The 11,732-nt window shown below is 64.6% G+C and carries 12 protein-coding genes; 4 read left to right on the top strand and 8 right to left on the bottom strand.

Translation table 11 applies throughout. The features are described from left to right. The first annotated feature begins 1 nt into the window (after nt 1). Nucleotides 2-1,420: a glutamate synthase subunit beta gene (locus tag VW23_RS27835; RefSeq protein WP_069912725.1), complete on the top strand. Its 1,419-nt coding sequence runs from the start codon at nt 2-4 to the stop codon at nt 1,418-1,420. A 293-nt stretch (nt 1,421-1,713) separates the two neighbouring features. Here VW23_RS27835 and VW23_RS27840 read toward each other — a convergent pair whose 3' ends face one another. After that, complete coding sequence (locus VW23_RS27840) at nt 1,714-2,127, bottom strand: organic hydroperoxide resistance protein (protein ID WP_069912726.1); 414 nt, start codon at nt 2,125-2,127, stop codon at nt 1,714-1,716. Nucleotides 2,128-2,286: 159 nt separating this feature from the next. Between VW23_RS27840 and VW23_RS27845 the strand changes: the two genes are divergently transcribed. Continuing rightward, a complete protein-coding gene (locus VW23_RS27845) occupies nt 2,287-2,745 on the top strand; it encodes a MarR family winged helix-turn-helix transcriptional regulator (RefSeq protein WP_069912727.1) in 459 nt (152 codons plus the stop codon). 214 nt (nt 2,746-2,959) lie between these two features. Here VW23_RS27845 and VW23_RS27850 read toward each other — a convergent pair whose 3' ends face one another. The 4 genes from VW23_RS27850 to galE form a co-directional block, all read right to left on the bottom strand. Then, a complete protein-coding gene (locus VW23_RS27850; protein WP_201788109.1) occupies nt 2,960-3,556 on the bottom strand; it encodes an ankyrin repeat domain-containing protein in 597 nt (198 codons plus the stop codon). 53 nt (nt 3,557-3,609) lie between these two features. Then, nucleotides 3,610-4,839, bottom strand: coding sequence for an SGNH/GDSL hydrolase family protein (locus tag VW23_RS27855; RefSeq protein ID WP_176730511.1), 1,230 nt, complete (start codon nt 4,837-4,839; stop codon nt 3,610-3,612). A 175-nt stretch (nt 4,840-5,014) separates the two neighbouring features. Then, complete coding sequence (locus VW23_RS27860) at nt 5,015-6,232, bottom strand: lytic murein transglycosylase (protein WP_069912730.1); 1,218 nt, start codon at nt 6,230-6,232, stop codon at nt 5,015-5,017. A 9-nt stretch (nt 6,233-6,241) separates the two neighbouring features. After that, nucleotides 6,242-7,228 carry a UDP-glucose 4-epimerase GalE gene (gene galE, locus VW23_RS27865; RefSeq protein ID WP_069912731.1) on the bottom strand — a complete coding sequence of 329 codons (987 nt, stop codon included), beginning with the start codon at nt 7,226-7,228 and terminating at the stop codon, nt 6,242-6,244. A 114-nt stretch (nt 7,229-7,342) separates the two neighbouring features. On the opposite strand from galE, the gene galU reads away from it, so the two are divergent. After that, the gene (galU, locus tag VW23_RS27870; RefSeq protein ID WP_055882948.1) at nt 7,343-8,212 is read left to right on the top strand and encodes a UTP--glucose-1-phosphate uridylyltransferase GalU; all 870 of its coding nucleotides are present in this window, start codon (nt 7,343-7,345) and stop codon (nt 8,210-8,212) included. Nucleotides 8,213-8,448: 236 nt separating this feature from the next. Here galU and VW23_RS27875 read toward each other — a convergent pair whose 3' ends face one another. The 3 genes from VW23_RS27875 to VW23_RS27885 all read right to left on the bottom strand — a co-directional run bounded on the left by VW23_RS27875 (nt 8,449) and on the right by VW23_RS27885 (nt 11,251). Further along, entirely contained in the window at nt 8,449-9,720 is a 1,272-nt protein-coding gene (locus VW23_RS27875; RefSeq protein WP_069912732.1) for an outer membrane beta-barrel protein, read from the bottom strand. A 71-nt stretch (nt 9,721-9,791) separates the two neighbouring features. Continuing rightward, nucleotides 9,792-10,238, bottom strand: a complete 447-nt coding sequence (locus VW23_RS27880) for an NfeD family protein (protein ID WP_069912733.1) — start codon at nt 10,236-10,238, stop codon at nt 9,792-9,794. Nucleotides 10,239-10,273: 35 nt separating this feature from the next. Further along, entirely contained in the window at nt 10,274-11,251 is a 978-nt protein-coding gene (locus tag VW23_RS27885) for an SPFH domain-containing protein (RefSeq protein WP_069912734.1), read from the bottom strand. 146 nt (nt 11,252-11,397) lie between these two features. Here VW23_RS27885 and VW23_RS27890 point away from each other — a divergent pair. Next, on the top strand, nt 11,398-11,732 hold a 335-nt coding region (locus VW23_RS27890; RefSeq protein ID WP_342029943.1), incomplete at its 3' end, for a Ku protein.

Consider the following 11,732-nt stretch of genomic DNA (forward strand, 5'->3'; position numbering starts at 1 on the left):
AATGGGCAAGATCACTGGCTTCCTCGAAATCGATCGCGTCGATCGGGATTACCTCCCGGTCGCCGACCGGCTGAAGAACTACAACGAGTTCACCATTCCCCTGGGCGACAAGGGCACCCGCGACCAGGCGGCGCGCTGCATGGATTGCGGCATTCCGTACTGCCACAACGGCTGCCCGGTGAATAACCAGATCCCGGATTGGAACGATCTCGTCTACAAGGGCGAGTGGCTGAAGGCGCTGAAGAACCTTCACTCCACCAACAACTTCCCCGAGTTCACCGGCCGCATCTGCCCTGCCCCGTGCGAGGCGAGCTGCACGCTGAACATCCCGGACACCCCGGTCAACATCAAGTCGATCGAGTGCGCCATCATCGACAAGGGTTTCGAGGAGGGCTGGGTCACGCCGCAGATCAATCCGAACAAATCAGGCAAGAAGGTTGCGGTGATCGGTTCGGGCCCGGCCGGCATGGCTGCGGCCCAGCAGTTGGCCCGCGCCGGCCACGATGTGCATCTCTATGAAAAGGCCCAGCAGATCGGCGGCCTGATGCGCTACGGCATCCCGAACTTCAAGCTCGACAAGACGCAGATCGATCGCCGCGTCGAGCAAATGGTGGCCGAAGGCGTGACGCTCCATACCGGCGTCAATGTCGGCAAGGACATCACGGCCGATGAGCTCGCCAGCCAGTATGATGCTATCGCCATGTCGGGCGGCGCCGAAAAGCCGCGAGACCTGCCGATCCCCGGTCGTGAGTTCGACGGCATCCATTTCGCCATGGATTTCCTCGGCCAGCAGAACCGCCGGGTCACCGGCGAGCCGCTGAACAACGTCACCCCGATCCTCGCCGGCGGCAAGCATGTCGTGGTCATCGGCGGCGGCGACACGGGTTCGGACTGCATCGGCACCTCGAACCGCCAGGGCGCCGCTTCGGTGACCCAGATCGAGATCATGCCCATGCCTCCCGAAAAGGAGAACAAGGCGCTGGTCTGGCCGAACTATCCGGTGAAGTTTCGCATCTCGTCTTCGCAGGAAGAAGGCGTCACCCGCGATTTCGCCGTGGCCACCATCCGCTTCGATGGCGAAAACGGCAAGGTGACGGGGCTGCAATGCGCCCGCGCCGACGAGAAGTTCCAGCCGATCCCGGGCACCGAGTTCGTGCTCAAGGCCGATCTCGTGCTGCTCGCCATGGGCTTCCTCGGCCCGGTGCAGGAAGGCCTGGTGCAGGGCGCCGGCGTCGCCACCGACAAGCGCTCGAACGTCATGGCCGATACGCTGAAGTACCAGACCTCACGCGAAAAGTTCTTCGCCTGTGGCGACATGCGTCGCGGCCAGTCACTGGTCGTCTGGGCCATCCGCGAAGGCCGCCAGTGCGCCCGCTCGATCGACGAGTGGCTGATGGGCAAGACGGATCTGCCGCGGTAAGACGATCTCCAAGACAATGAAAAGGGGCGCCTAAGGCGCCCCTTTTCTGTTTTTCGACGGTCTCTCGCCGCACACACCGGATGTCATCCCAGCGAAGCTTACACACGCGGGTCGTGCCGCCCACCGGGTCATTCCCGCGAAAGCGGGAACCTCTGTTTTCTTGCCCGCCGCACGATCGCAAACGGAGTTCCCCGCTTTCGCGGGGATGACACCGAGTTTGGGGGACTTGCAGAGCCTCGGTTCTCGGACCCAGCGTCACCGAGTGGTGGGCTGTAGCAGCGTGTCTCCTTCAGTCAAACCACGTTGATCTCGACCGGGATATTGCCGCGCGTCGCCTTGGAGTACGGGCAGGTCTGGTGCGCCGCGGCGACCAGCTGTTCGGCGAGCTCGCGCTCGATGCCGGGCAGGCTGACATTGAGCCGGGCGCGCAGGACGTACTGCTCGGCTTCCATCACCAGGTCGACTTCTGCATCCACCGTACGGTCGGCCGGCAGCGCCACCTTCAGCTTGCTGGCCACGGCGCTGATGGCGCCGAGGAAGCAGGCCGACCAGCCGGCTGCGAACAGCTGCTCGGGATTGGTGCCATTGCCGAAGCCAGGCGGCGACAGCGCCACGTCGAGCGCCCCGTCGGAGCTGCGGGCGGTGCCGGCACGGCCCCCGCTGGTGTGGGTGCGGCCGGTATAGAGGATCTTTTCAATCTGGTTCATTTCAGCTCTCCGTTGCTTTTTCGTCGGGGCTTGGCAGGCCGTGCCAACACCACCATTTAGTTATCGCGATAATCATTACGGCGCGACTTGTGTCACAGGCCACGCAGCCGTACAAGAGAAAAGTTATCGCGATAACGATTTTGCGAACGGAGCTCTCCCATGGCTGAACCGCAGCGTGACCAGGAAGCGGGCCTCGCCGACTTCATGTGCTTTGCCGTCTACTCGGCCAACCTCGCCTACTCGCGGGTCTATAAGCCCGTGCTGGAGGAGCTTGGGCTCACCTACCCGCAATACATCGCCATCGTCGCCCTGTGGGAACAGGACGAGCAGACGGTCAAAGGCCTGAGCGACAAGCTGTTCCTCGAGCCGAGCACGGTGACCCCGATGCTGAAGCGGCTCGAGGCGATGGGTTACGTCACGCGGACGCGTGGTACCGAAGACGAGCGGATGGTGTTCGTGCGCTTGACCGAAACCGGCCGGCAATTGCGCGACAAAGCCCGCGAGCTGTCGAAGGTTACCTACAAGGCAGCCGGGCTGAACAAGGACGAGTTCCGCATCCTGCAGCGCGGCATCACCAACCTCCGCAGCAACCTGATAGCCGCGGCTGGCGAGGCTTGAGGCTGGAACGTTTCAAGATTGAGCTGCATCGAACGCTTGGTTGCGCTCGAGCCTGACCACCCACCGGCGTCATCCCCGCGGAGGCGGGGACCCAGTGGGATACCTCAGCCTCAGCGTGCGCCGCAGCATCCCACTAGGTTCCCGCCTCCGCGGGAATGACGCCGGTGGTACGCCGAGATGCCGTGCTTCGGATGCATTTCAACTAGCAAACGCCCTACCTCGCGCCCGCCGCCTCGACCAGCCTCGCGATCTCCGCGTAGCCGCGCGCCCTGGCGTGGGCCAGCGGCGTCACCCCATCGCCATCGGCGAGGTTGACGTCGGCGCCGCCCTTGATCAGGTCGGCGACGATCTCCTGGTAAGTCGGCCCGCCGTCGGTGAGGATCACCGCCTCGAGCAGCGCCGTCCAGCCCAACCCGTTGACGTGGTTGGGGTCGACTCCCGCCGCGAGCAGCAGCCGCACATTCTCCGGATGCCCCTTCTCGGCCGCCGGGATCAGCGCCGTGCCCCCGAAGCGGTTGGTATCGGTGAGTTTGGCGCCGGCCGCCAGCAAGAGCTTCAGGATCTCGGTCCGCCCCTCGGCGCCGGCGTATAGATAGGGCGTGTCCTGGATATCATCCTTGGCGTTGACGTCGGCGCCCGCCTCGATCAGGACCCGCGCCGCCTCGAGCGCGTTGGCATGCGTTGCCACCAGCAGCGCCGTGCGGCCGCCGCTGTCGCTCGCATCGACAGCCTGCCCGGCCGCCAGCAACCTGGTGAGCGCCGCCGCGTCGTTGTCGCGGGCGGCCGCAAGGAAAGCCTGGTCATCGGCCATGGCAGCAGAGGCTCCTGCGATGAGGGCGAGGCCGGCGAGCACGGCGCGGCGCTTCATTTCGGGTTCGGGTTCTCGACCTTGCCGACGCCGAACGCGTCGGCGCGACCGACCGGCGCCTCGATCATCTGCGTCAGATCGAACCCCACCGTTGCCGCATCGGCCATGTCGGCGGTCACCAGATCAGCGGCGCGCCGCGGTGTATTGGTGAGCGAGATCACCGCGCCCGCCACTTCCAGCAGCTTCATCTGCCCCAGCCCCTGGTAAGGCGGGCGCATCATCAGCTGCGCATCGGTGCCAAGCAGCGGATCGGCGACCTCGATGCCTACCGTGCCGCCGCCACGATAATAGTTCTTGAGGCTCTGGCTCAGATAGAACGCCAGCTTGTCAGCGCCGGCGGCGGAAAAGTGGATGCCGTCTTCCTTGCGCATGCGCACCTGGTTGCCGTTGAGGTCGGGGCCACGCGCCGTATAGCCGCCCTCTTCGGTAGCGAACTTCTCGTAGATATCGAGGAACTCGGCGCCGCCGCTGAACGCCGCGAGGCGCTGGATCTCATTGACCTGGATCATCGCCTTGCCGAACTTCGGCGCCTCCATCGGCGGCAGCCCGATCCAGATCGTCGGCTTGTTGGCGGCGCGCAGCGCCTTCACCACATTGGTGACGCGGGCCGAATATTCAGTGGTCCATTCCGGCGTCAGCGAGCCGTAGACCTCACCGTTGAGGCGCATCTTCTGCCGGTCGTTGATGCCGATAATGACGACCGCGATGTCAAAACTATTGGCGGTGATCTGCTCGCTGATGGTCTTGGGCCAATCGAAGAAATCCGGCCTGACGAAGCTCGACGAACCGACGCCCTGCGTCAGGATCGAGATGTTCGGATCCTCGGCGTAAAAGCGCTCCAGGGCCTTGCCCACATCGGTCGCCATCGAGTCGCCGAACACCGCGAGCCGCGTCGCGCCGAGCGCCTTCTCGATCTTGGGTTTTTCCGGCGGGGGCAGCGCCGCCTTCTTCTGCTTTTTCACCACCGGCTTTTCCACCACCGGTTCGTCCTGCTGCTGCTGATCGTCACCGAACAGCAGGTCCATCAGGGTGCGCCGCTTCTTGCGTGGCGCCTGTTCCTGCTGCGCCACGAGGATGCGCCCGTCATCGAGCTGCTGGGCGATCGCCGGCACCGCGAACTCGGCTTCGCGCGCCTGCGCGAACATCGGCAGCATGTCGGTCAGCACCAGCGCCGCCACGACGGCGCCGACGACCCAGAGCACGAACCGGTTGGGTTTCTTCTGCATGACAGCCATTTAGCTGACGAACCGCGGTGAATTGAAGACCGCTCGCGATAAATCTACCGGGGATTGCTCCCTCGCGGCAGGCATCGCCTTATGGCGTGCTGAGCGAACCACCAACCATCCACCTCACCGGTGTCATCGAGTTTGATGAAACTCCGGTGGTTCACCGAGAACGGGGTCACTGCCCAGCGGCAGCGGCCACCAGCTCTTCATAGCTGTGCAGCGTAATAAACCCGTCGGCGACTTCGCCCTTCGAGGCCTGGAATTTGGCATAGGCGGCCTGGCTGACCGGCCCGATGCGGCCATCGACCAGCCCCTCGTAGAGTCCAAGCTTGATCAGCGCTTCCTGGATCCCCCGGCGCTGCTCGAGGTTGGGGAATTGCGTGTCCCGCGGCCAGGCCGTGACGTATTCGCCGCGGCCCTGCAGCCGGTCTTCGAGATGGGAGATCGCCATCGCGTAGCTGTCGGAGAAATTGTAGCCCTTGAGGATGAGATAGTTGTTCGTCATCAGGAATTTCGGCCCCTTCGCCCCGGTCGGCGCGTAGAGGAACACCGGGATCGAGGGGTCGCTGAAGGCGGCGCCGGCGACCCGCTTTACCCCGAGCTCGGTAAAGAACGAGATGGGCCGCAACTGGTCGCGCGTCGCCAGCAGGTAGTCGAACCCAGCCGGCACGTCGACCTCGTAGCCCCAGTCGAGGCCCGGCTTGTACCCCAAGCCGATGATGTACACGGCGGAGGTCGCCAGCGCGTCGGCCAGCGAGTTCTGCAGGTCGACCGCGCCGTCGCCATCGCCGTCCGTGCCGTATTTGATGACATTGGTCGGGTTGACCTGGAGATGCCCGATGGCGCCGGCCCAGCTGCCGACCAGTTGGGTGGCGTCGAGCGGCCCGCGTTGCACCAAGAGCAGCGCCGCGATCAGGTCGGCCGTGTCGCCTTCGAGCCGAACGCGTCGCTGATGCACCAGCGTTGCCAATGAGGGGATAATCGGCCGGATATACTGGGGATCGGCCAGCACCCGGCCGTAATTGGTCTCGATGCCCCAGATCGAAGCTAGCAGATAGGGATCAACGCCATATTTCTCGCCAGTCGCCGTCAGCAGCGCCTGGTTTTGCGCGATCGCTTCCTTGCCCTTATCGAGGCGCCACGCGGTGACGCGCTTTTCGATGTAATCCCACAACGGCGTGGTGAACTCGGGCTGCGCGGTCACCAGTGCCGGCACATTCGCATCGGCCGTCAGCCCGTACATCGCCTTGGCGTAGGTTTCATGGGTGACACCAGCGGCCACCGCCGTTGCTTCAAAATTCTTGATGAAGGACTCAAAGCTTTCGACCGGTTGAGCGAAGGCCGGTGAGGTGAGACCAAGGAACGCGACGACGAAGGCGAGGTGACGTTGCATGGCGAATCGCTACCTGTTTCGTGTGGCTAAATAGCGCTCCCAGTTCAGCGCCGCGTCAACGATCTCGGTGAGGTCCTCATGCGCCGGCTTCCAGCCCAGCACCTGGCGCACCTTATCGGCCTTGGCGACGATCGAGGCCGGATCGCCGGCGCGGCGGGGCTCTTCGATCACCTTGAAGTCGACGCCCGACACCTGCTTCACCGTGCGCACCACGTCACGCACCGAGAAGCCGCGGCCGTAGCCGCAGTTCATGGTGACCGAGGCGCCGCCTTTGCGCAGATATTCCAGCAGCAAGGCGTGCGCTTCGACGAGGTCGCTGACATGGATGTAGTCGCGCACCCCGGTACCGTCGGGGGTCGGGAAATCGGTGCCGAAAATCCCCATGCTCGGCCGCTGGCCCAGCGCCGCCTGCGCGGCGACCTTGATCAGGTGCGTGGCGGTCGGCGAGGATTGCCCGCTGCGCTTTTTGGGGTCGGCGCCGGCGACGTTGAAGTAGCGCAGCACGCCATAGGTCAAGGGATGCGCTGCCGCGACATCGGCCAGCATCAGTTCGGTCATCAGCTTGGAGCGGCCATAGGGCGATTCCGGCATCAGCTGGCTGGTTTCGGCCACCGGCTCGAGCCCGGCATTGCCATAAACCGCCGCGGTCGAGGAGAAGATGAAGTGCTTCACTCCGCCCCTCACCGCCGCCTCGATCAGGTTGCGCGAGGTCGCGGTGTTGTTGGCGTAGTATTTCAGCGGGTCGCTGACCGATTCCGGCACGACGATCGAACCCGCGAAATGCACGATCTCGGTGATGCCGTGCTCGGCGATGAGCTTGCCCACCAGCTCCATATCGCCGGCATTGCCCTGAACGAAGCTCGCGCGGTGATCGATGGCCCAATCGAAGCCGGTCGTGAGGTTGTCGAGCACCACCACTGTCTGCCCGGCATCGACGAGCCGCAGCACCATGTGGCTGCCGATATAGCCGGCGCCGCCTGTAACCAGAACCGCCATGATCCCCAACCCTCAAACCAGAAATTAATGGCGTGGACGCTAATTTGCGAGGTGCTAAGAAACGCCTTATAGCCCGCCTATTGCCTTCTCTCCCGCCTTTTTCAGGAGTCTTCCTTGCCCAATCGCGTGCGCACCGCCGTGTTCCCGGTTGCGGGTCTTGGCACCCGCTTCCTGCCCGCCACCAAGGCGATGCCCAAGGAAATGCTGACGGTGGTAGATCGGCCGCTGATCCAGTACGCGGTGGATGAGGCGCGCGAGGCGGGGATCGAGCACTTCGTCTTCGTCACCGGCCGCAACAAGGGCGTGATCGAGGATCACTTCGACCGCCAGTACGAGCTCGAACACACGCTCGAAATCCGCGGCAAGACCGAGGCGCTGAGCGAGCTGCAGCAGGACCTGCCCTCGGCCGGCCAGACCAGCTTCACCCGCCAGCAGGAGCCGCTCGGGCTCGGCCACGCCGTGTGGTGCGCCCGCGAACTGGTGGGCGACCAGCCCTTCGCGCTGCTCTTGCCCGACATGGTGTTCAAGGGCGTCCCCGGCGTGCTCCGGCAGATGATGGACGCCTATGAGACCAGCGGCGGCAACGTCATCGCCGTCGAGGAAGTGCCGATGGAAGATGTCTCGTCCTACGGCGTCGTGGCGCGCGGCGCCGGGCCGGACGAAGGCTTCCGCATCACCGGCATGGTGGAAAAGCCGAAGCGCGAGGACGCCCCCTCCAACCTGATCATTTCCGGCCGCTATATTCTGCAGCCGCAGATCTTCTCGCTGATCGCCGACCAGGAGCGCGGCGCCGGCGGCGAGATCCAGCTTACCGACGCCATGCAGACGCTGATGACCCAGCAGCACTTCAGCGGCGTGAAATACAAGGGCCAGTCCTTCGACTGCGGCTCGAAACTCGGCTTCCTCACCGCCAACGTGGTGTTCGCACTCGATCGCCCCGATCTCTCGGAAGCGTTCCGCAAGCAAATCCGGCATCTGATTTAAGGGAACGTCTCGCGGACTGCGGGCTGGCCCTCGTCTCACCTCTCCCAGCGGGGAGTGCCCCACCCACCGGGTCATTCCCGCGAAAGCGGGAACCTCCGTTCTGGTGCCCGCCGCACGACCGCAAACGGAGTTCCCCGCTTTCGCGGGGATGACACCGAGTTTGGGGGACCTGCAGAGCCTCGGTTCGGATACCGCGTGTGGGGCAAAACGTGCAGCGCTATCGCCCTGCCCCCCCTCTACCGGTGGAACTTCACCCCCACCGTTACCTGGTGTTCGTCGGTGGCCGGGTCCGGGGTCTTCTCCGTCCTCAGGAAGCTGTAGTCAGCCGTCAGGTCGGTGTGCTCGTTGAGCAGATAGTCCGCCCCGACGCCAAAGCCCCAGTTGTATTCATCGTTGTCGATGCCCTGGTAATGCGCCTCGCTCCACTGCGCATCGGCGCGCAGTTTCAGCCACGGGTTGACCAGATAGTCGAGCTGGCCAGTGGCGGCGTAGGTGAGCTTGGCGGTGGCGCCCGAGGTGGTGCCCGGCTGCGAGATCGTGGTGGTGAAGGCGCCGGTCAGCGTCAGCGTCTCATCGGGGCGGAACACCGCCTTGGCGTCGTAGAGCACGGCGGAGAAATCGCTCAGCGAGCCGTCGGTGAGATCGGTGTAGCCGAAGCCCAGTGAGCCCTCGAGCTCCAGCGTTTCGTTGAATTTGGCGCTGAGCCCGCCGCGGCCGGCATAGGTGACATTGTCGAGCTTCACGAGGAGACTCGGCGAGGGCGCGTCATAGGTGAGGGTGTCCGCTTCCACGTCGACAAAGGCGACAAGCCCGGGCGTCAGTTCATAGCCGAGCCGGGCGCCGGCGCCATAGCCCGTGGTGTTCTGGAAGCTGTTGTCGGCGGTCGAGTTATCGTCATAGACGGTCTCGCCATAGACCTCGCGGCCGGCGCTGCCGCGCACCGCCAGGTTGAACGCCCCGAGGTCACGCGTCGCGCTGACCTCGCCATCACCGGACACGACGACCGGCGCGGAAGCGACGTTGTCGGCATAGTCCGGCCCGTCCGCATCGTCCTGCGATACTTTGAGATTGCCGCGCCCGGCGAGCGTCGTCAGCGCATCGAGCTCATACTCACCCCCGGCGGTGCCGGTGATCGAGCCGATGCGGGCGCTGCCGTCGACCTCGTAGCTGAGCTCGCCGCTCAGCCCGACATCATAGCCGCCCCGCATGGTCTCATGCTTCAGCGTCACGCTGGGCAGCGCGATCAGCTCGTAAGTCGGGCCATCGCCGGTGCCCTCGTCCTTGATGCCGCCGCGCAGCCCGAGGCTCCAGTCGAGGTCGAACGGCTCATTGCCCGATTCATACGGCGGCGTCGCGACGCAGTTGGCGCAATCGATCGCCGGGTTGCCCAGGAGGTCGGCATTATTGGTCGCCGAGCCGTCGCCAAGCGGCGTGAACTCACCCGCAGCAGCGGGAATCGCAAGCAGCGCCAGCGCCGCAGCGCTGACGGCAAAGCCGGCTTTCCTCATTCGCATCTGCTGCAGTGCCTCGGGCGATAATGGTCAACGAACCCTTGCAGCTTATGGTTAAGGAAACCTTGTTAGGCGGGCTCGACCTTCAGCAGCCCTCCATCGGCCGCGACGATCCGCACCCGCGAGCCGGCCGCGAGATCGGGGCCCTGCACGCGCCACACGGTATCGTCGAGCGCCAGCCGGCCGATGCCGTCGCGGATCGGCTCGTCGAGCACCGCTTCATGCCCGATGAAGCGGTTCGCGCGCTGGTTGAGGAACGGCCGGTCGGACGCCACTCCGGGGCCGCGGAACTTCAGCCACAGCCCGATGCTGCAGAGCGCCAGGGCGCCGAAGATGACGAACTGCAGCGGCCAGAAAATGTTGACGAACAGCGCCAGCCCTCCGGTGACCAGTGCCGCGCCACCGAGCCAGACCAGCACGCCCCCCGGCACCACCAGTTCAAGCGCCAGGAGGACCAGCCCGGCCACCACCCAGGACCACGCGCCATGGGTGGCGATGAAGTCGATGACCTGCATGTCTGCCTCCTTAGAGCGCTTTCACGAATGACCGATCAGGTAGTCGACGGCGGGCGGCCGCTCGCCGGCCGGGTGGCCGGCTTCTCGCCGCCGAAAGTTTCCTTGGCGATCTCGGCAATGCCGCCGATGGCGCCAATGACGCTGGCCGCCTCGACCGGCAGCATCAGCACCTTCTGGTTCGGCGATTTGGCGAGGCTTTCGAGCGCCTTGATGTAGTTGTTGGCGACGAAATAATTGATCGCCTGCACACTGCCCGAGGCAATGGCGTTGGACACCACTTCGGTGGCCTTGGCCTCGGCTTCGGCGGAACGCTCGCGCGCTTCGGCATCGCGGAAGGCCGCTTCGCGCCGGCCCTCGGCTTCCAGCACCTGGCTCTGCTTCTGGCCCTCGGCCTGCAGGATCGAGGCCTGCCGCTTGCCCTCGGCTTCGAGGATGAGCGCGCGCTTCTCGCGCTCGGCCTTCATCTGCCGGCCCATCGACTCGACCAGGTCCTTGGGCGGATCGATATCCTTGATTTCGATGCGGGTGATCTTGAGGCCCCATGGCTGCACCGCCGCATCGACCACTTTGAGCAGGCGCTGGTTGATTTCGTCGCGGTTCGAAAGCAGCTGGTCGAGATCCATCGAACCCATCACCGTACGGATGTTGGTCATGGTGAGGTTCTGTACCGCGAGCTCGAGCTGCGCCACTTCGTAGGCCGCCGCTGCGGCATCGAAGATCTGGTAGAAATTGACGCCGTTGACGGTGACCGTGGCGTTGTCGCGAGTGATCACTTCCTGGTGCGGCACGTCGACCACCTGCTCCATCATGTTCATCTTGCGGCCGACGCCGTCGACGAACGGAATGATCAGACTCAACCCGGGCTTCAGCGTGCGGATGTAGCGGCCGAACCGCTCCACGGTGAAGTTGTAGCCCTGCGGCACCACCTTGGCGCCGGCGAACAGCACCAGCACCGCCAGTACGCCCAAGGCGATCAGCGTCAGGCTCAAGCCGTCGAGTTCCAGAAAGTCCATCGTCTCATCCCCTGTTGCGCCCGACCCGGCAACAAACATGTATGTGCCCGCTGGAGTCGCTGCAATGTCGAGCCCCCGAATCCGGTGGGAACACTCGGGCAGCAAATCCCGTTGAACCACAAAGCAATCGTTCGCGAGTTGATCCCATGCCCGCCACCCGCCCGATCTGGAAGGGCCAGCTGCGCCTCTCCCTCGTCTCCATCCCGGTCGAGATGTTCACCGCGACGAAGTCCGGCGCCAAACCGAGCTTCCGCCAGATCCACGAGCCGACCGGCAAGCCGATCCACTACGAGAAGGTCGTCGACGGCGTCGGCCCGGTGGAAAAGGACGAGATCCGCAAGGGCTTCGAATACGCAAAGGGCGACTACGTGCTGCTCACCGCCGACGAGATCGACGCGGTGAAACTCGAAACGCGGAAAACCCTCGAACTGGTACAGTTCGTCGACGAGGACGAGATCCCGCCGATGTATTTCGATACCCC

The sequence above is a fragment of the Devosia insulae DS-56 genome, assembly GCF_000970465.2.
Lineage (GTDB): Bacteria > Pseudomonadota > Alphaproteobacteria > Rhizobiales > Devosiaceae > Devosia_A > Devosia_A insulae.

What these genes read in the sequence shown, in the direction of transcription:
- VW23_RS27850 (WP_201788109.1), bottom strand. Translation starts at nt 3,556, where the DNA reads ATGGCCGATGACCAGGCTTTCCTTGCGGCCGCCCGCGACAACGACGCG.
- VW23_RS27840 (WP_069912726.1), bottom strand. Translation starts at nt 2,127, where the DNA reads ATGAACCAGATTGAAAAGATCCTCTATACCGGCCGCACCCACACCAGC.
- VW23_RS27855 (WP_176730511.1), bottom strand. Translation starts at nt 4,839, where the DNA reads ATGCAGAAGAAACCCAACCGGTTCGTGCTCTGGGTCGTCGGCGCCGTC.
- VW23_RS27880 (WP_069912733.1), bottom strand. Translation starts at nt 10,238, where the DNA reads ATGCAGGTCATCGACTTCATCGCCACCCATGGCGCGTGGTCCTGGGTG.
- VW23_RS27860 (WP_069912730.1), bottom strand. Translation starts at nt 6,232, where the DNA reads ATGCAACGTCACCTCGCCTTCGTCGTCGCGTTCCTTGGTCTCACCTCA.
- VW23_RS27845 (WP_069912727.1), top strand. Translation starts at nt 2,287, where the DNA reads ATGGCTGAACCGCAGCGTGACCAGGAAGCGGGCCTCGCCGACTTCATG.
- galE (WP_069912731.1), bottom strand. Translation starts at nt 7,228, where the DNA reads ATGGCGGTTCTGGTTACAGGCGGCGCCGGCTATATCGGCAGCCACATG.
- VW23_RS27885 (WP_069912734.1), bottom strand. Translation starts at nt 11,251, where the DNA reads ATGGACTTTCTGGAACTCGACGGCTTGAGCCTGACGCTGATCGCCTTG.
- VW23_RS27875 (WP_069912732.1), bottom strand. Translation starts at nt 9,720, where the DNA reads ATGAGGAAAGCCGGCTTTGCCGTCAGCGCTGCGGCGCTGGCGCTGCTT.
- VW23_RS27835 (WP_069912725.1), top strand. Translation starts at nt 2, where the DNA reads ATGGGCAAGATCACTGGCTTCCTCGAAATCGATCGCGTCGATCGGGAT.